Annotated in this window: 15 protein-coding genes and 1 pseudogene; 6 read left to right on the top strand and 10 right to left on the bottom strand. The window is 64.9% G+C overall.

Annotated features, from left to right (window positions below):
* Positions 1-3: 3 nt before the first annotated feature.
* On the bottom strand, positions 4-1,017 hold the full coding sequence (locus AAA969_RS01830) for an agmatine deiminase family protein (protein WP_338243000.1): 1,014 nt from the start codon (positions 1,015-1,017) through the stop codon (positions 4-6).
* Positions 1,018-1,128: 111 nt separating this feature from the next.
* Entirely contained in the window at positions 1,129-4,377 is a 3,249-nt protein-coding gene (locus AAA969_RS01825; protein ID WP_338242998.1) for a TonB-dependent receptor, read from the bottom strand.
* A 323-nt stretch (positions 4,378-4,700) separates the two neighbouring features.
* Between AAA969_RS01825 and AAA969_RS01820 the strand changes: the two genes are divergently transcribed.
* Positions 4,701-6,281, top strand: a complete 1,581-nt coding sequence (locus AAA969_RS01820) for an ArnT family glycosyltransferase (RefSeq protein ID WP_338242996.1) — start codon at positions 4,701-4,703, stop codon at positions 6,279-6,281.
* Here AAA969_RS01820 and argC read toward each other — a convergent pair.
* From argC to AAA969_RS01805, 3 genes are read right to left on the bottom strand one after another with little or no spacing between them, the layout of a single operon-like run.
* Positions 6,260-7,207: an N-acetyl-gamma-glutamyl-phosphate reductase gene (gene argC / locus AAA969_RS01815; protein WP_338242994.1), complete on the bottom strand. Its 948-nt coding sequence runs from the start codon at positions 7,205-7,207 to the stop codon at positions 6,260-6,262. The two genes, AAA969_RS01820 and argC, sit on opposite strands and share 22 nt — an antisense overlap.
* Positions 7,204-8,529, bottom strand: coding sequence for an acetylglutamate kinase (locus tag AAA969_RS01810; protein ID WP_338242992.1), 1,326 nt, complete (start codon positions 8,527-8,529; stop codon positions 7,204-7,206). The genes argC and AAA969_RS01810 overlap by 4 nt, the downstream gene beginning before the upstream one ends.
* The gene (locus AAA969_RS01805; protein ID WP_338242990.1) at positions 8,526-9,539 is read right to left on the bottom strand and encodes an N-acetylornithine carbamoyltransferase; all 1,014 of its coding nucleotides are present in this window, start codon (positions 9,537-9,539) and stop codon (positions 8,526-8,528) included. Before AAA969_RS01805 ends, AAA969_RS01810 begins: the two co-directional genes overlap by 4 nt.
* A gap of 191 nt (positions 9,540-9,730) precedes the next feature.
* Between AAA969_RS01805 and kdsB the strand changes: the two genes are divergently transcribed.
* Both kdsB and AAA969_RS01795 read left to right on the top strand, forming a co-directional pair.
* The gene (gene kdsB, locus AAA969_RS01800) at positions 9,731-10,510 is read left to right on the top strand and encodes a 3-deoxy-manno-octulosonate cytidylyltransferase (protein WP_338242988.1); all 780 of its coding nucleotides are present in this window, start codon (positions 9,731-9,733) and stop codon (positions 10,508-10,510) included.
* Positions 10,510-11,142 (top strand): histidine phosphatase family protein, encoded by a 633-nt coding sequence (locus tag AAA969_RS01795; RefSeq protein ID WP_338242986.1) that lies wholly within the window; start codon positions 10,510-10,512, stop codon positions 11,140-11,142. Before kdsB ends, AAA969_RS01795 begins: the two co-directional genes overlap by 1 nt.
* Here AAA969_RS01795 and AAA969_RS01790 read toward each other — a convergent pair whose 3' ends face one another.
* The 3 genes and pseudogenes from AAA969_RS01790 to AAA969_RS15060 form a co-directional block, all read right to left on the bottom strand.
* Positions 11,143-12,015, bottom strand: coding sequence for an alpha/beta fold hydrolase (locus tag AAA969_RS01790; protein WP_338242984.1), 873 nt, complete (start codon positions 12,013-12,015; stop codon positions 11,143-11,145).
* Complete coding sequence (locus AAA969_RS15065; protein WP_425325021.1) at positions 12,015-12,698, bottom strand: MFS transporter; 684 nt, start codon at positions 12,696-12,698, stop codon at positions 12,015-12,017. The genes AAA969_RS01790 and AAA969_RS15065 overlap by 1 nt, the downstream gene beginning before the upstream one ends.
* Positions 12,699-13,076: 378 nt before the next feature.
* Positions 13,077-13,751, bottom strand: a pseudogene (locus AAA969_RS15060) (MFS transporter); the annotation flags it as partial.
* A gap of 238 nt (positions 13,752-13,989) precedes the next feature.
* On the opposite strand from AAA969_RS15060, the gene AAA969_RS01780 reads away from it, so the two are divergent.
* The gene (locus tag AAA969_RS01780) at positions 13,990-15,693 is read left to right on the top strand and encodes a M28 family metallopeptidase (protein ID WP_338242980.1); all 1,704 of its coding nucleotides are present in this window, start codon (positions 13,990-13,992) and stop codon (positions 15,691-15,693) included.
* Positions 15,694-15,784: 91 nt separating this feature from the next.
* On the opposite strand, the gene AAA969_RS01775 is transcribed toward AAA969_RS01780, so the two are convergent.
* Complete coding sequence (locus AAA969_RS01775) at positions 15,785-16,405, bottom strand: helix-turn-helix domain-containing protein (protein ID WP_338242978.1); 621 nt, start codon at positions 16,403-16,405, stop codon at positions 15,785-15,787.
* Between the two features lie 425 nt (positions 16,406-16,830).
* Here AAA969_RS01775 and AAA969_RS01770 point away from each other — a divergent pair, with 425 nt between their 5' ends.
* Positions 16,831-17,958, top strand: a complete 1,128-nt coding sequence (locus tag AAA969_RS01770; protein ID WP_338242976.1) for a hypothetical protein — start codon at positions 16,831-16,833, stop codon at positions 17,956-17,958.
* Between the two features lie 103 nt (positions 17,959-18,061).
* The gene (locus AAA969_RS01765) at positions 18,062-18,667 is read left to right on the top strand and encodes a helix-turn-helix transcriptional regulator (protein ID WP_338242974.1); all 606 of its coding nucleotides are present in this window, start codon (positions 18,062-18,064) and stop codon (positions 18,665-18,667) included.
* Positions 18,668-18,673: 6 nt separating this feature from the next.
* On the opposite strand, the gene AAA969_RS01760 is transcribed toward AAA969_RS01765, so the two are convergent.
* The gene (locus tag AAA969_RS01760) at positions 18,674-19,039 is read right to left on the bottom strand and encodes a TonB family protein (protein WP_338242972.1); all 366 of its coding nucleotides are present in this window, start codon (positions 19,037-19,039) and stop codon (positions 18,674-18,676) included.
* Positions 19,040-19,057: the final 18 nt, after the last annotated feature.

Genomic DNA, 19,057 nt, shown 5'->3' with positions numbered 1-19,057 from the left:
TCCCTAGTCTCCGGCTTGGTGACAGGTCACACAGTGAAAGGCTCCCCCACCCGACAATATGGCACGCGCCGAGCTTCCGACCACCTCATGATCGGGGAAAATCCTTCGCAGGGCCCGGACGGCTGCCTCGCCGCCGCTTGTGCCATAGGTCGGGACGACGACCCGTCGCGGTCCGATCACCCAGTTCATGTGGCTCGCCGGAACGACCTCGCCATCGCCCAGGTCGACCCGGCCCGGAGACGGAATACGCCGGACCTGGAGACGCCGGCCCTTCGCATCGCTCATCCGCGACACCTGCCGCGCAATCGCCTCGAGCACTTCGGCCTGCGGGTCGTCATCGCCCCACGGGCTCTGACACACGACCACGCCCGGCCGGGCAAACCGGACGATATTGTCGATATGCCCGTCGGTATGATCGGCCACGAGGCCCTCATCGACCCACAGCACGGTTTCGACACCGAGGGCGGCCTTGAGGCGAGCCTCGACGTCCGCTTCGCCGAGCCCCGGATTGCGATTGGGATTGAGCAGGCATTGCCGCGTGGTGATCAGCGTGCCCTCGCCGTCAAACTCCAGCGCCCCGCCCTCGGCGACGAGGTCGATCCGACGCTCCGGCGCACCGGCCAGGCGGGCGATCACGCCGCCGATCGTGTCATCCCCCGGCAGCTCATACTTGCCGCCCCAGCCATTGAAGCGGAAACGTACAGCAACCGGCTCGCCGTCCTCGCGCAGGAAGACAGGACCGGTATCGCGGGCCCAGACATCGCCGAACGGCGCCCGGACGACCTTGGCCCGATTCCCCAGCGCCTTGCGGGCCGACGCTTCGGCCTGGCCGGTCGAGGCGAGAATGGTGAGATCGAGTGTCCGGCCCGTCGCAGACGGCGCGATCACCGCTTTCAGGAAGGCCGCGAACTCGGCCTGGGCCGGTTCGAGATTCTCTTCCCACAGCGAGGCATCGGACGGCCAGCAGGTGAACAGGCGGGACTGGGGGGCGGTTTCGTGAGGCAGATCAATCATCATGATCGCGCCTCTATCACGCAGATTGAACCTTGGCGAGCCGCCTGTTCGAACCGGCAAAAAGAAAGGGCGGCCCGAGGGCCGCCCTTCCGGACTTCACGTTTTGTCGAGTGACTAGAACTCGTAACGCAGACCCACGCGGACCTGGTAAACCGAGTTGAAGTTGCTCGCGAACGCCGTGTCGCTGTCGCGATAGGAGTTGTAGCGATACACGCAATCACCAGCCGCGAGGCAGGCGGTACGCGGTGCGTCGCCGGTCAGAGCCGTGGCCCCGTCAACACCGTTGGCAGCCACGTCAGCCGCGCTGACGAGGTCAGCACGAACCACGCCCAGCTGGCCATTGCCCGGACCATTGGTCTGGGTGCCCCAGTCGCTGTTCAGCAGGTTCGGGAAGTTGATCACGTCGAGAACGATCGAGAAGCTGTTCTCGCCGACCCAGCGGTCAGCACCCGGGATGCCCGGCAGTTCTTGCGAGACGCGGAAGTCCCACTGCTGGTTCCAGGCCGACTGGGCCGAGTTCACTTCATGAATGCTGCCGCGAGCTGCGCCGATCGAGTCGACGAAGTTCGAGAAGCCGGTCTGATCGAAGCCGGTCGCATAAACAACGCGCGCATCCGTCCCGGAGAGCGGAATGTAGAGCGGGTTGTTGTCGAACGGACCTTCGCCGTCACCGGCACGGCCGAAGAGAGCGTTGGAGTTGTTGACGTCATAGGTCAGCGTGTAGGGCGAGCCCGACGTGATCTGGCCAAAGATGTCAAAGCGCGTGGTCAGGTCGCTGACGAAATCACGCTCGTAGGACAGCGCGACGTTGAAGGCGTCCGAGATCTGGTAGGCAGACGTACGAACTTCCGGATTGTTCCGGTCGATCGCCGTGATGCCGCGCCAGTTGGAGATGCCGCGCGAAGAGCTGCCCTCGGAGACGTACTGGACGTCTTGGTAGGCATAGGACACGAAGAAGCCGAAGCCGTTCTCGTATTCCTTGGAGAGGCTGACAGAGAAGACGTGGCTGTCGCTGCCGTCTGCATTGCCAAGCTCGGTCAGGTTACGAATGCCGAGATCGTCGAGGTCGGCATAGATGGTGCGACCATCCGGTGCCACGCCCGTCGGCAGGGCTGCGGCCAGCTCGGTCTGGGCCAGGTTGGTCCAGATGAAGGCGTCACGCGGCGCAGTGTAGAGGTACTGGGCCGAGAAGTTGTAGCCGTCACCGAGGTTGAAGCCGAAGCGGTTCAGGTTCAGCTCGTGATCGAAACGGATCGAAGCCTTCCAATCGGACGGGATTTCGAAGTCCGGGGAGATCACGTCGATCGCGTTACCGGTGGAACCGGCCACCGAGGCGAGCAGGGCCGCCGGGATGTCGAAATTGGTGATCGGCGTGCCGGCATTCTGGCGCGCAAAGCCGGTCGGGCTCTGGAACGCGTTCGAAATCCAGACATTCGGCTCACCACCGGCGAACAGGCCGAAACCACCGGTCACGGTCGTACGCTCGCTCGGGGTCCAGCGGAAGCTGGCGCGCGGCAGGATGAGGTCCTTGCCGTCGAGGTTTTCCGTCGAGGACTGGCCATAGGTGGCGAGGATCGACGGATCATTGGCCGGAACGTCACCCTGGGTGAAGCGCTCGTAGCGGATGCCGAAGCCAAGTTCGAGGTCCGCGTTGAACTGCCAGGTGTCCTGCAGGAACAGGGCAAGCTGGTCATAGCCCCAGGCCGCAGCGCCGTCGGCGGCCACGTTGCTCGGCACGTTGACGTAATCGATCTGCGGGGTGTTGTTCAGGATTTCCGTGACATCGCTGTAGATGAAACGGCCATTCGAACCGGCGACGAAGAGGTTGAACAGGTTGAACTGCTCGTACTCGGCGCCGAAGGTGATCAGGTGATCGCCATAGACATAGTCACCCTGGGCGAGGATCTGAAGGCGGTCATCATTGTACTCGTTGGCGTGACGGAAACGGTCACAACCACCGACGAAGGTCTCTTCGCCCGGAGCGGTCAGCAGGCCGTCAAGCGCCGTACCGGCGATGTCGGCTTGCGAGAGGCGGAATTCGAGGTGCGGGCTGGTGGTGCCGCCGCCGCAGATCTGGCCGCGGGAGAATTCCTTGTAGTTCACGCGCAGCGTGGTCGAGAATTCCGGCGTCCAATCGGAGAACAGCTGGCCGGTATAGGCGGTCAGCTCGACCGGGACGTCATACCATGCGGTGGTGAAGTTCTGGCGGCTGACGGAGCTGCCACCTTCTTCGGTCGACTGGTAGGTGAACGACGCGCGGTGATCGGCGTTGATGTTCCAGTCGATCTTGCCGAGCAGGCGCTCGGAGGTGACCGGCAGGGAGACGGTCGACGGGCGGCCGCCCATGTCGTAGCCGAGCTCGGTCAGGACGAGGTCGTTGAGCGCCGAGTAGAAGCCGGCGTCGATGTCGTCATTGGCGTCGGCAACGGTGAAGTCGGAACCCGAACCGGACTCGAACTCATCGTAGGAGACGAAGAAGAAGAGCGTGTCTTCAACGATCGGGCCACCGAGGGTGACGCCGTATTCTTTTTCGTCGAACGGAGCGATGGTCACCGGGCGACCGTCGGACTCGTCACCGAAATACTCTTCGTTCTGGCGATAGTAGTAAGCCGAACCGTCAAACTCGTTCGTACCCGAGCGGGTCGTGATGTTGACCAGGCCGCCGGTGAAGCCGGACGCCGTAACCGAGTAGTCGGAGATGGCGAGCGAGGCCGATTCAACGGCATCGAGGGAGATCGGCGAACGCGCGGTGGCGTAGGTGTTCGAACCGAGACCGAAATCGTCCTGCTGCAGCGAGCCGTCGATGGACAGGCCGTTGAAGCGCGGGTTCACGCCGGCGACGGTCAGCTGACCTTCAGCGCCGGAGAAAGCGAGCGGGTCGCGGGCGATCGTGGCGAGCACGTCGCGGTTGGCGGCCGGCTGGTTCGCAATGTCGCGAGCCGAGTAGTTCGAGCCAACACCGTTGTTCAGGTCGATCATGTTGATCGCGGCACCGGTGACGACAATCGTCTCGACGCTGGAGTTCAACGTGACCGTGATCGGAGCCTGGCTGCCCGGCTGGAGGAACATGCCGTCCATCGCCTGGCCGTCAAAGCCGGACGCGGAAACCGTGATGCTGTAAGGACCGCCGACGCGAAGGCCGGTTTGCACGAAGCTGCCCGACTCGTTCGTGGTCGCGACAGAAGCCGTGCCCGACGGAGCGTGGATGATCGTGATGGCGGCACCGGAAACCGGCGAACCGCTTGCATCGACAACGACGCCGCGCAGCTGAGACGACGTCTGCTGAGCGTGAACCGCAGCCGGGGCCGCGGCGAGCAGGGCGATGGCCGCCGTGCCGAGAGAGAGTTTCTTAGTAAAAGACATTGAGCATGTCCCCCGATAAACCGAAGAGCAGGGACACAGGTCCCCGTACGAAGCAGGGGCGATCTACGCTGCGGGGTCGAACTTTCCAAGACACATAAACGAACCTTTTGTGACAGTCCGCGTCCGGATAGACCGCGACGCGGCCATTCGCGATCGCAGCAAACCGCAAGATATGTGTGTGCAGCCGCACAAAACCTCAAAATCCGCCACCTTCAGATTTTTTGCGCGCAGAATTTTATCCACGCGGCCCTTTACGGTCGGAGTCGAAAAGCGCATAGCCTGCGGCGAAAATGTAACACTTTTTGACAGCCTCCGGACCCGCCATGCCCGAGTCGCCTACCTCTATCCTGCCGAGTCGATTCTCGTGGACGCAGGCTGCCATCGTCCTGATCCTGGGCTTCGCGGTCCTGCGCATCCTCGCGCTCGCGGTCAGCCCGGTCTCGCTCTACCAGGATGAGTCCCAGTACTGGGTCTGGTCGCGGAATTTTGACTGGGGCTATTACTCAAAGCCGCCGATGATCGCCTGGCTGATCAGCCTGTCGACCGGCCTGTTTGGCGACAGCGATTTTGCCATCCGCCTGCCCGCCCCGCTCCTGCACACCGCGACGGCGACTTTCCTGATGCTGAGCGCGCGCCAGCTGTGGGACGCCCGAACCGGTTTCTGGGCAGCGGCCTTGTATCTGACGATGCCGGGGATCTGGCTGTCCGGCTTCGTGATCTCCACCGATGCCGTCCTGTTCAGCGCCTGGTCCGGCGGGCTTTATGCGCTATTGCGCCTGCGCGCTGGCGCAGGCTGGGGTGCCGCTGTCGGGCTCGGCGCCGCGCTCGGCTTCGGCTTCCTGTCCAAATACGCGATGATCTATTTCCTGCTCTCTACCGGGCTGGCGATCATCTTCGACGCCCCGGTTCGGCGGGCGCTTGTCAGCCTGCGCGGTCTTGTTGCCCTGGCGATTTTCCTGGCCCTGCTCGCGCCGAACCTGGTCTGGAACGCCGCCCATGACTTCGCGACGGTCAGCCATACGGCAGCCAACGCCAACTGGGGCGGCGACCTTTTTCATCCCGGAGAGCTGATCGAGTTCCTCGGCGCCCAGCCGGGCGTGTTCGGGCCCGTCACCTTCGTCATCCTGCTGACGGTGTTCGGCCTCACCCTCGCCCGCTTCTTCCGGGTCGACGCCGACCAGCGCCTGCTGGTCCTCTACGCCCTGCCACCCCTGCTGGTGGTGTCGGTCCAGGCCTTCATTTCACGGGCCCACGCCAACTGGGCTGCGGCGACCTATGTCGCCGGCACGCTCCTCGTACTGGCCTTCCTCCTGCGCGGCCCCGACTGGCGGCGCTGGGTCCTGTTCGGCTCCATCGGTGTGCATAGCGCGATTGGCCTGTTTGCGGTCTCGATCGCGGCCAGCCCGCCGCTCGTGGAGGCCCTGGGTCTCGGCGACGCGACCAAGCGTATCCGCGCCTGGGACGACACCGCCGACGCCATCCTCGCCGCCGCCAACGCCGACGACTACGCGATGATCGTGTTTGATGATCGCAACGCCTTTCACCAGATGCAGCGGTATGCGCCGGCGCTCGAAGGCCGCATGGCCATGTGGTTGCGCCAGGCTGGCCCGACCAATCATGCCGAGGATGTCTGGCCGCTGGCCGAGGATCAGGCGGGACGCCTGCTGATCGTCTCCAACCGGCCCCGCGAAGTCGCCCGTATGCGCGAGGACTTCGAGCGCTTCGAGCCGGTCGGGGACCTGGCGATCGAGCTGGATGGTCCCTATACGCGCGATTTCACGCTCTGGGTGGCCGAGGGCCATCAGCGCGTTGTCCGTGACGAGGCCTATGAAATCCGCTGGCGCGCCTTTGACGAGGCCGACCAGACGACCCCGCTGCGCGGCTATAGCGGGGACGGCGAGTAGACGCCTTCAGGCAGCCCCAGGGCCAGGGCCAGGTTCTGCATGGCCTGGACGGCGGCGCCCTTGAGCAGATTGTCGAGCGCCGACACCACGACCAGCTTGCGGCCGCTCTCATCGAGCGCAAAACCGCCGATCACGGCACCCGGCTGAAGCGCGCCATCGCGCACTTCCGGAATGCCGTCCATGACCCGGATCAGGGCTTCGCCGGCATAGGCAGCCGCATAGGCCTGTGCGACCTCGGCGGGCGTCACCGGCGCCTTGAGCGTCAGATGCGTGGTCGCGACAATCCCGCGGAAGAAAGCGGCGACATGCGGCGTGAAGCGCACCCCCTCGCTCATATGCCGGGTCATCTCGCGCTCGTGCAGATGCCCGCTCAGCGCATAGGGCATGAGATTGTCCGCCAGGGCTGCCGTGTCGTTCTTGCGTGAGGGCGTCGTCCCGGCACCGGAATAGCCGGACACACCGAAAACATGGGCATCCCCGGCCAACCGGCCGCGCCACGGCGCGATGGCGAGCTGGCCGGCGGTTGCATAGCAACCGGGATTGGCGATCCGCCGTGCACCGGCGAGGGCCTCACGACCATGGATTTCCGGCAGGCCATAGGTCCAGGCATCATCAAAGCGATAATCGGCCGACAGGTCGACAATCACCGTCCCGGGCGAGAGGGCGGCGACAAAGGGCGCCGCCGCACCGTTCGGCAGTGCGAGGATCACGGCGTCGACAGCCCGTGCCGCGACATCGTCCGGGCCGAGCGCTTCGAAGGCGAGGTCGGTGGCGATCTCCGGTGCCATTTCGGACACCGGCTGCCCGGCCCATTCGCGCGAGCTGGCGAAGACCAGCTCGACATCATCGCGGTCGGCGATCAGACGCAGGAGTTCCCGTCCGGTATGGCCGCGCGCGCCGACCAGGCCGACCCGCCGGACGCTCATTGCGGCGCCTCGAGGGTTGGCGGCAAGGCAAAGGCGGTCTCGACCACGCCCGCAACCTCGGTCGGGCCCATGTCACCGCGCCAGAACACGGTCCAGTCATCGCGCCGCACCGCGCCGTCGCATTCCTCGAAATAGAAGCCATTGACCGGATTGCTGGTGCGCGAGCGCCAGATCAGGCGCGGGGCGTAATCGACGAGGCGCTGCCAGACCGTCCGGCCCAGGCCTTCGCCGCGGGCGTCGTCGAGCACCGCGAACTTGTCGAGATAGACCCAGCCATCGAGCCGGGTGGTGATGGCGGCCGCGCGATAGCTCTCGGTCACGAAGGCCCGGTCGACGGTCAGCGCGTCCCAGTACCCGGCAATCGCCGGGCGTCCGAAGGCCTTGGTCACCAGCGCATCGAGACGGCCGAGGTCAAGACTGTCCTTGCTGTCGGCCTCGACAATGCGTTCGCCGCGGCGGATCAGCGTGCCGGCCCCGGCATGGGTGAACAGCTCGCGGGCCAGCTCGGCCGGGCGGGTGATCGAGACCGAGGAGGAGAGCGGCAGGTCGTCAAGCAGACGCTTGATCTCTTCCAGCTTCAGCCGCATCCCGCCATTGACCCAGTCGGCCTCCATCAGGCTGGCGAAATCGGTGGCCAGGTTGATCGAGGACAGGATGTCACCATCCTCGTCGAGCAGACCGCCCGTCCCTGTCAGGAAGACAACCTTGTAGGGCTGCAGTGCGTGCACGAGGGCGCGCACGGCCACGTCGGCATTGATGTTGACCAGCTTGCCATCGGCCGTCTCGCCGAGACAGGCGAGGATGGCGGCCTGACCGGCCCGCGCCGCCGAGCCGACCAGGTCGAGATGGATCCGGCTCGGCTCACCGACCCGGCCCAGACGGGCCTCGTCGACGATCCTGGCCTCGAACACGCCGCGCGGGACGGCCGCCGCGCGGCCCCCGGCATTGCGGATCGCATCGACCAGGGTGAGATTGGCCTGGGTCAACGTGTCCCGAATGATCGGAATGGCGGCGTCACGGGTGACCCGCAGGCCGTCGACCCGCTCGGTTTCGATCCCGGCCGCTTCCAGTGCCGTATCCAGCTGCGGCCCACCGCCATGCACCACGACCGGCGTCAGTCCGACTGTCTGCAGGAAGGCGAGCGCAGCAGCGAGACCCTCGAGATCGTCCTGGATGACCGCACCGCCGACCTTGATAACGGCAAAGCGTTCCTGGTCGATCCCGGAGAAGCGATGGAGATATTCGCGGATCTCCTTGCCGTCGCGCATATGCGACAGCAGTTGGACGATGGTCTGGCGGACGCCGGGCGGGTTCGAACTCATTCCACCCCTCCCGCCTGGGCGGCGAGCGCCTCCATCACCGCCATCTGGACCGGCAGGCGGTTGGCGCCTTCCTCGATGCCCATGAAGGCCGGGCTGTCCACGACCGCGTCGGCAATCTTCACATTGCGGCGCATCGGCAGGCAATGGCTGACGGCGGCGTTATTGGTCAGCGCCATCTTCTCCGGCGTGATCATGAAATCGGCCCCCTTGGCGCGCAGCGGCGCCTCGGCGTCCCAATTGCCATAAAACGGCAAGGCGCCCCAGCTCTTGGCATAGACCACGTCGGCGCCGTCATAGGCCGCCTCGACATCGGTGGTCAGGGTCACGGAGCCGCCGCCCTCGGCCGTAAAGCGCTCGGCAGCCGACATGTAGCGCTCATCCAGACGGAAGGCCTCGTCCGGGACCAGGATGCGGACATTGGCGCCGAACTTTGAGGCGATCAGGAGCGAGGAATTGGCCACCGCCGTGTTGAGCGGCTTGGGGTGCGGCACCCAGGTCAGCAGATAGGTCTTGTCAGCGATCGGGCCCATCCGCTCCTGCAGGGCCAGCATGTGGGCCAGTTCCTGACAAGGGTGGACGATGGTCTCCATGTTGATCACCGGCACGGTCGCATGCCGCGCGAATGCCTCGATCAGCGGATCCTCGCGCTCGGTCTGCCAGTTCTTGAACTCGGGGAAGCAGCGAATGGCGATCAGGTCGACATAGCTGGACAGGACGCGTGCAGCCTCGCGGACATGCTCTTCCTTGTCCCCATCCATCACCGCGCCATCCCCGAACTCCATCGGCCAGGTCGCGCCCTTGGCGTCGAGCACGATGGCATGACCGCCGAGGCGATGGGTGCCAATGTCAAAGGAGGAACGGGTGCGCAGCGACGGGTTGAAAAAGACCAGCGCCACCGACTTGCCCTCAAGCGCACGGCTTCGCTCGCCGGACTTGAAAGCGCTGGCTCGGTCGAGCAGGCCCTGAAGTTCGTTGCGAGTCCAGTCTGCGGTCGAAAGGAAATGGCGCATGTCCGGTCCTTCTGGCGGGTTGGGGGGCAAATCTGTGCGTCAGCCAAGCGGCGCGCCCGAACTCTCTAAGACATCAGCGCCGCTCGCGCACGGAAAATTCCAGCATGGCGCAGCGTCAGCCTTGAAGCGGGAGTGGAATTTCGCCGCCGTGTGTGGAACAAGCCGGAGACCACAGGATTTGAGGATCGCCGATGTCCGTTCTCGCCGTCATTCCCGCCCGTTACGGATCAACCCGCTTCCCCGGCAAGCCACTGGCCAGCATCGCCGGCCAGATGATGGTCGAGCGGGTCTGGCGCATCGCGGCCGCCGCCGACGGGGTCGACCGGGTCGTGGTCGCGACCGATGACGACCGGATCGCCGACGCTGTCACGGCTGCCGGCGGCGAAGCGGTGATGACCGATCCGGCCTGCCGCAACGGGACCGAACGTGCGCTCGACGCCGTCCGCCGCCTGCACAGCGATGCCGAGATCATCATCAATGTGCAGGGCGATGCCCCCCTGATCCCGCCCTGGGTCATTGGCGGCGTCGCCGAAGCCCTGCGGGCCGATCCGTCGCTGCAGATGGCGACCCCGGCGATCGAATTGCCCAAGGCGACCGAGGCGCGCATGCGCGAGGACAAGGCCAAGGGCTCGGCCTCGGGTACGACCGTTGTCTTCAACAAGGCCATGGACGCGATGTATTTCTCCAAGGCGGTCATCCCCTTCCGCCGCAAGGCCGGCGAAGGTGCACCCGCCTATCAGCATATCGGCCTGTACGGCTATCGCCGCGAGACGCTGGAAAGACTGGTCGCGCTGGAACCGACGCCGTTCGAGCTGACCGAGAGCCTGGAGCAGCTTCGGGCACTGGAGAACGGTATCCCGATCCGCGTCGTGCTGACCGATTATCGCGGCCGGTCGGCCTGGTCCGTCGACTCGCCGGAAGACGCCGAGCGCGTCGCGGCAATCATCGCACGCGAAGGGGAGCTGGTCTGATGGGACGCGTCCTGCTTGCCCGCCACGGCAATACATTCGGCCCCGGCGACACCCCGGTCTGGGTGGGCGCGAAGGAAGACCTGCCCCTCGTCGAAAGCGGCGAAGCCCAGGCCCGCGCGCTGGGCGAGGCGCTCGCCGAAAAGGGTTTGACGCCGGCGCGCCTCATCTGCGGCCCGCTCAAGCGGACCCGCCGCGCTGCGGAAATCGTCGCCGAGCTGACCGGATTTGCCGGTTCGATCGAGATCGACACCCGCCTGACCGAGATTGATTACGGCTCCTGGGGCGGCAAGACCAATGACGAGATCGTCGCCGAATTCGGCCAGGACACACTGGACTGCTGGGACAAGCGACATACCCGCCCGGACGGCGTCGACTGGTCGCCCCCGGACGAGGAGCTCAAGGCCAATGCCCTCGCCGCCCTCGCCGACGCGGCAAAGACAGACGGCCTCGCCGTGGTCATTACCTCGAACGGCATCCTGCGCTACATGCACGCTGCGCTCGACGGGTATGACGACAATGCCAAGGTCAAGACCGGACATGTCTGCGGCGCCCGCTTTGACGGCGGGACCGGCACCCGGATCTGCTGGAATGAGGCGCCGAACGCGGCCGTGATCGGCCGCTATTTCAGCTGATCAGTCGCAGTCGGCCAGCAGCGCCTTGATCGCGGTCCAGGCTTCCGGCTCGGTCATGAAGGGTGCGTGTCCGACATCGGGCACTTCCACGACCCGGAGGTCGGGTTTCTGACGCTTCATCTCGGCAATGGTTGCCGGCGTCAGCAGGTCCGAGATGCCGCCACGCACGACCAGCACCGGAATTTCGGCGAAGGGTGTCCAGAACGGCCACAGGTCCGGCAGCGGCGCGCCATCCTCCATCTGCGCCACCAGCGCCCCGTCATAGGCCAGCGCGATCATGCCGTCCGCGCGCTCGACCCAGGTCTTGTGCGCGAAGTCCTCCCAGAAGGCCTCATCATCGGCACGCTTCGGGAAGGCCGCGAGATTCGCCTGACGGGTCCGCGCCGCCGCCTCCGCCCAGCTCGAGACCGGCTCGCGGCTGGAGACATTCGCCTTGATCCGGTCGAGCCCTTCGACAGCGATTTCCGGACCGATATCATTGATCACCGCCGCCGCGATGCGTTCCGGGTGCAGGCCGGCAATGATGAAGGTCATCAACCCGCCCATCGAGGTGCCGACAAAGACCGCGCGCGGCAGATCGATCTCGGCCATCAGGGCCAGGATATCGCCGGCATAGACCGGCGGCTGATAGCGCTCGGCGACCGGATCATGATCGGAGCGGCCGCGACCGCGGGCCGAGACCGCAATGACCCGCCGTCCCGTCGCCGCGATCATCGGGGCGAGGTCCTCGAAGTCCTTCACATTGCGGGTCAGCCCGTGCAGGCAGAGCACCGGCAGGCCGGTTTCCGGGCCGATCGCCGGATAGTCCCGCCAGTTGAGGCGCGGACCATCCGCCGTCGTGAAGAAATGCTCGGTGAAGTCAACGTCAGTCATCAGGACGGTTCGGCCTCCGTCGGCGGTTCGGCTTGCGGGACTGGAACGGTCTCGCCGCCCCCTTCCCAATCCCTGGCCAGGTAGCGGGCGGCCCAGAACATGAAGAAGGCCGCGACCAGATAGATGCTGGCACCGATCACGATCGAGATCCGCAGCGAGCCATCCCCGAAGGTTGGTTGCAGCACAGTCGACACCCGGCCGAGCACATACACACCACCGCCAATGCCGAGCAGGTTGTTGATCAGCAGGAAGACGGAGGAGGCACTGGTCCGCATGTGCGGCGGCATCAGGTGCTGGAAGGCCGACAGGACCGGTCCCAGCCAGGCCAGGCCAAGGGCGGTCGGGATGAACAGGATGATGACGGCCAGCAGCGGCGACGGCGCCATGATCCCGGCCCAGTACAGCGGTGCGCTGAGCAGGAAGGCGATCGCCGGAACGGTGGCAAAGGCCGAGCGCTTCGACTTGCCCATCAGATCGCCCATCACGCCACCGAGGAAGATGCCGAGGCTACCGGCGACGAACAGCACGCCGCCGAACAGCCAGCCGGTCTCGACAAGGCCGAGCTGGAAGCTGCGCGAGAAGAAGGAGGGCAGCCAGAAGAAGACGCCATAGCCCATCATCGAGGAGGCCGAGGCGCCCATGATCATCAGCCAGAAGCTCGGCTTCTCGAGTGCCAGGGACATGAAGTCACGGAAGGCTGCGAAGAAGGCCCCGATCATGGCACCGGCGACGACATGACCGACCAGCCAGCCAATCGCCGAGACGCCGAAACCGGCACCGCTCAGGGCCGGAACGACCCAGGCGACCAGCGCCGACAGCGGCAGGAGCACCGCCAGACCGAGCATCAGCATGGCCGGACTGGTCGTGCGCGAAACCCAGCGACCGGCCATCCAGCCGGACAGGGCACCGACCACGGAGGCGGCCAGCAGCAGCGGCACGGACTGGATCGAGGTGGCGCCGAAAACCAGGATATTGAAGATCGAGAGCAGGCTCGGCAGCGCGAACAGGACCGCGCCGGCGATGGAGAGAATGCGGGTTTTCCGGTCGGAATAGACACCGACTTCCTGGCGCGACTGGGCCGCCTTGGTGGGGCCGCTGTCGAACTGGCCGCGCTTGGGCTCTTTCACGACCAGCTTGAAGATCGGCGCCAGGACGATGCCGGCGATACCGACAATGAAGAAGGCCGAGCGCCAGTCGAGCGAGTCGGAGATCCCGCCGCCGGCGATTTGCGAACCGGCGATCACACCGAAGGCGCTGCCGACCGGGATGCCGAGCGAGTAGATCGCCAGGGCCCGCGAGCGTTCCTCCGGCGGGTGATAGTCAGCAATGATCGTGTAGGCCGGCGCGACCCCGCCCGCCTCACCGACGCCGACGCCGACGCGGGCGAGGAAGAGCTGGGTGAAGTTCTGCGCGAAACCGCTGACGGCGGTGAAACCGCTCCAGACGGTCAGGGCGATCGTCATGATCCAGGTCCGGCTCATGCGGTCGGCGAACCAGGCGATCGGAACGCCAAGCGTCGAATAGAGCAGCGCGAAGGCGATCCCGCCAAGCAGGCCGAGCTGCTCGTCGGTCAGGCCGAGATCTTCCTTGATCGGAATGGCGAGGATGGAAATGATCTGGCGATCAAGGAAGTTGAAGGCATAGACCAGAAACAGCAGCAGCATGACGACGCTGCGATAGCCTGCACTGGCTTTTTTCTCGGCGCCGAGTGCGCCGCTCCCGTTATCAGTCGCCATGATGTCTCCCCTCAAGGCCTGCCGGTCATTGTTCGCCTGCCAGCCGTTGATCGACTGTGCATTGCGTCACTCTCCGTCGACGCAAACATGAAGGCGCCGCAAACATGAATGGTCATTCAGGTTTGGTCAAACCCGATTTCCATGTCACCCCTGCGTGCGATACCTTGCGGCCCGACGCGACGAATGCACGATGTTGCACACAAAGCGGGCAATGCCCAAGGCTTGATAGGGGATTGAGATGAAACATACCGGATTTCCTGCAGCGCTGATTGGTTTGGCAATCGCGGCCTGCACGCCAGCCAGCGAGAGCGGCATGGACACCGCCGCCACACCCGAAACGGGCGACGCGGCCAGCCATACCGAAAGCATGACAAGCGCCGCCATCACCGAGGCCGATCTGCGCTATCGCATTTCCACCCTCGCCGATGACGCTTTCGAGGGCCGCGCTCCGGCAACGCCGGGCGGCATTGCCGCCAGCCAGTGGATCGCCGACGAGATGGCGCGCATCGGCCTCGCGCCGGGCTATGAGGGCAGCTATTTCCAGCCCGTCTCGCTGCTCTCGGTGACGCTCGAGACCGACCAGTCCAGTTTCGACATTGCCTTTGAGGGCGAACCGCTTGGCCTCAGCATGAGCGAGGATGTGGTCTACTGGTCCAAGCAGAACGCGCCCGAAGTCTCGATCACCGACAGCGAGCTGGTCTTCGTGGGCTATGGCGTTGTCGCACCGGAATATGGCTGGGACGACTATGCCGGGCTGGATGTCGAGGGCAAGACGGTGGTGATGCTGATCAATGATCCCGGCTACGCCAATCCCGATAGCGGCCTCTTCAACGGCAATGCCATGACCTATTACGGCCGCTGGACCTACAAGTATGAGGAAGCGGCCCGCCAGGGCGCGGCCGGCGCCATCCTGATCCACCAGACTGCCCCGGCCTCCTATGGCTGGAACGTGGTCTCCGGATCCTGGTCCGGCACCCAGCTCGACCTGGCTCGCGAGCCGGGTCAGGGCCGCTTCGCCGATGTCGAAAGCTGGGTCACGGAAGACCGGGCCCGCGAGATGTTTACCCTCGCCGGTCTCGACTTTGACGCCCTGACCGCGGCCGCCGCCCAGCCGGGTTTCGAGGCCGTGCCGATGACCGGGCTGACCGCTTCGGGCACCCTGGTCAACACGACCAGCACGATGGCTTCGCGCAATGTGGTCGGCATCGTGCCGGGAACCACGCGGCCGGACGAATACGTGCTCTACACGGCGCACTGGGACCATATCGGTATCCGTGACGTGCCCGAGGGCGAGGACGGCATCTATAATGGCGCCGTCGACAATGCGACCGGCACTGCCGCCATCCTCGAGATCGGCGAGGCCTTTGTCGCCAATCCGCCGGAGCGCTCGGTGATGATCCTCGCCGTGACGGCCGAGGAGTCCGGCTTGCTCGGCTCGGCCTATTACGGCGAAAACCCGATCGTGCCCTACGACCAGACGGTGGGCGGGATCAATATCGATGCCATCCTGCCATCCGGCCGGGCGCGCGATGTCGTCGTGGTCGGCCATGGCGCGTCAGAGCTGGAAAACTTGCTGACCGAGGCCGCGGCCGAACAGGACCGTTACATCGTACCCGACCCCACCCCGGAGGCCGGCTATTTCTATCGGTCGGACCATATCTCGCTGGCCAAGAAGGGCGTGCCGATGCTCTACGCCGATGGCGGGTTCGATCTGCGCGAGGGAGGCTCGGAACGCGGCGAGGCGATGGGCGAGGATTATCGCGCCAATCGCTATCACGCACCGGGCGATGAATATTCCGCCGATTGGGACATGTCCGGCATGATCGAGGACACCACGCTGTTCTTCAATGTCGGCTCGAGGCTGGCCAATTCGGACGACTGGCCGAACTGGTATGAGGGCAATGAGTTCCGCGCCCTGCGCGATGCGCAGATGGGCGAATAGCGATATTGCTGGACTGAACGGAAAAGGGCGGCCCGCCGGGTCGCCCTTTTTCATGTCCGCAAGTGTCATGTCTGCACGGCGCGCGGGCGTATCAGAACGTCCGCCGCACCACGACCTTGTCGCCCCGCTCCTCGAGGCGCTTTGAATAACGCTTCTCGTCCAGAGTGGCGCCGGAATGGATGCAATAGACGGTGCGGGCCTCGGAGATGCGCGGCCAGTGGATGAAGTCGCACAGCAGCGACTGCATGCCCGAGGACACATTCACTTCCAGCGTGCCCATGCTCTGGGCGAAGGCGAGATTGTTCTGGAACATGCCCTCGGCGCGCAACTGCACCAGCGCAGCGGAAAAATCGCCGCCGAGGAAATCACGCACATTGCGCCCCTCGATTTCGTTGCGCTTGAGGCCGAACAGGTCGAGCGCCCCGATCGAGATCGCCTTGATCATCCCCATGGCGTCGGTGACGAATTCAACGGATGGATTGAGTGAGACCAGATCGACCCAGGTCGGCGCGGGCGCGATCACGAAGGCGTCCTGGACGAGTTCAGCCATCCGGCGCTTGATCCGCTCGGGCGGCTCGCTATCCCCGTTTTCCCAGCGCGAGATCATGGCCTGGGTGACACCGAGATCACCGGCGAGCGCAGCTTGCTTGAGCCGTTTGGACATCCGGAAATTCCGGATCACGGCTGGCCAGTTCACCTTGCTCGACGTCATCGACAATTTGATATCATCTACCAAATCCGTCCCCCTTGCAGGCCCGATCCATTGGAGCCCAGGCAGTGCCGCATCGACCCGATCCGATCCACGATCATCATGCGCTGGATCGCTGCATCATTGAATCAGTGCATCATCGGCCACGTATGATCCGCACAACCCCTGCACGGACCCGATATCGCATTTACCATGTGAATGGCCAAAGCAATAGCGTGCCGTACTTTCAACGCTTTCCGTCGAATCGTCAAAGGAACCTTCGCGGGCTCGGAGACTGGTCGGGGTGACCCGGCACAGCCGGCAGCCGCAGGAGCGCTTATTTGTGACACCTGCGTGAAATTGCACGCGCGCGGCAAGACGCTGATTGATCGAGGGCCCTGCTGTTTGCTACCTGCCCCGACAACTGCTCTTGAAAAGGATGTCCGGCCATGGCCGATCTGAACACCACGGTCTGGATTTTCTCCATCCTCGGCTTCCTCATTGCCGCCTATTCCATTGTCGCCAATGACGCGATCCAGACGCTCGGCACGTTTCTGAGCTCAAACGCGAAGCGGCCCTGGTGGGTATTGTGGGCCTATGCCTGCTCGATCATCGTCGCGGTCATGCTGTGGGGCTTTTTCGGCGGCAATGGCGATATCGCCTTCGACCGCCTGAACTCCCTGCCCTACCCGGAAGGCGGTGTGCAGTGGTGGCACGCCATCCCGCCGCTTTTCCTGCTCATCCTCACCCGCTACGGCATCCCGGTATCGACGACCTTCCTCGTCCTGACCATTTTTGCCCTGACCGGCGGCGCCAATACGGAAGGTGTGCTGCCGAAAATGCTGGTGAAATCCGGCCTCGGCTACATCGTCGCGATCGGCGCCGCCTTCTTCGTCTACCTGCTGATCTCGCGCGTCTTCGAGCGCTGGATCGATCGTACCAAGGACCAGCCCCATCACCCGGCTTGGTTTGCCGCCCAATGGGCGGCCACAGCCTTCCTGTGGTCGCAGTGGCTGATGCAGGACCTCGCCAACATCTTCATCTTCCTGCCCCGCACGACCGAGCTGGTACCGGTGCTCGACGGCAGCGGCGCGCCGCTGCTGCGCGAGGGGGTGGCGGTGATGCAGACCCAGGTCAGCTTCTCGCCGCTCCTGCTGGTCTTTGCGACCGTTGTCATGCTGGCCCTGCACGCCATCATTTTCCGCAATCGCGGTGGCGAGATCCAGAAGATCGTCCTGTCCAAGACCAATTCGACCGATATCCGCGCCGCGACCGCGATCGATGTGATCTACGGCATCATCCTGTTCGTGTTCAAGGAGCTCAACGACGTGCCGATGAGCACCACCTGGGTCTTCCTCGGCATGCTGGCGGGCCGTGAGATCGCCATCGCCTATATCGCCGGACTGCGCTCCAGGCTGGCGGCGCTGTGGGATGTCACCTCGGACGTGTTGCGGGCCTTCCTCGGCCTGATCATCAGCGTTGTCCTCGCGATTTTCCTGCCCGCCTGGGCCCGCGGCGAGCTCGGCGTGCTGATGTCGGACCTGCCGGGATATGTTGGTCGCGCGCTGGGTTTGTGACCACGCGCACCGACGACAACAGGCATTCATATTTTATGAGTGCCCATTCGCGCGTGAAGGGCCAACATAATACCCTGAATTTCAAAGGGGTTGGGGACGGTCCTTGGAAACTGACTGGGCAAAGACGGTCCGTTCGCTTCGCTTGAGGCTGCGACTGAAGCAAGGCGCTTTGGCAGAACTCATCGGCGTCAGCCAAACCTATGTCTCACGCCTGGAAGCGGGAACCGTCTCGCCGCCACCGGCGGTCGCCGAGGCCCTGACCAAGCTGGCCGCAGACCCGCGCACCCGGTCACTGTTTGACGATCTGCGGGCGACGGTCGACCACAGCCCCTTCCCTTGCCTGCTGGTACAGACCGGCCACAAGGGCCCGCAGGTCGAGGCGATCAGCGCTGAGATGAGCCGGGATTTCATGGGCGGCCGGGCGCGGATTTGCGACGCTCCGGCGCTGGCTCGCCTGATCAGCGATCTGAACCTGCTGGCTCGCGGCGGTATCGACGATGGGCAGATACTCGGCGCGTCGGCGGTCTGGGCCGATCCCGGACAGGCCGACCGCTTCTGGCAGGTGCGCTACACACCGATCCGCGACGAAACCGGTGCCAGCTTCATCCATGTGACCCTGGCCGGCCTGGAAGACAGCCCGGCCGCGCGGGCAGCGGCCAATGACGCCGCACCGCGGATTGAACGATTCAGCGAAACTGGTGAACGCTGACGCCGCTTATTCGAGACGGAAAGTGACCGGCTGCTGGAAACGCTCACTGAGCGGCTCGGGCCCCGGGAAGGGCGTGAAGCGCCAACGGGCGACGGCCTCCCGCGTGGCGGTCTCGAAGCCCGCATCGCTGCAGCTCACCGTTTCGATCACCGCCAGACCGGCCTGGTCGACCCGCAGCAAGACGGTGCACGCCCCTTCCAGGCCCCGGCTCATCGGACCGGCCGGATAGATCGGCGCATGGTAGGCGACAACCGTCGGGCGCCAGGTCGATACCGACGGCTCCGCCGCGACTGACCCGGCCGCGTCGCCGCTTTCGATCACTTGTGCGCCGAGCAGAACCAGCGCCAGACTGAAAAGCCCTGACAGGCTCACCTCAGGCCTCCACGATAC

It is taken from the genome of Maricaulis maris (genome assembly GCF_036322705.1).
In the GTDB taxonomy this organism is placed as follows: domain Bacteria; phylum Pseudomonadota; class Alphaproteobacteria; order Caulobacterales; family Maricaulaceae; genus Maricaulis; species Maricaulis maris_B.
Note: the sequence above shows the minus strand (reverse complement) of the source record. Positions and strands in the feature narration are given on the sequence as shown.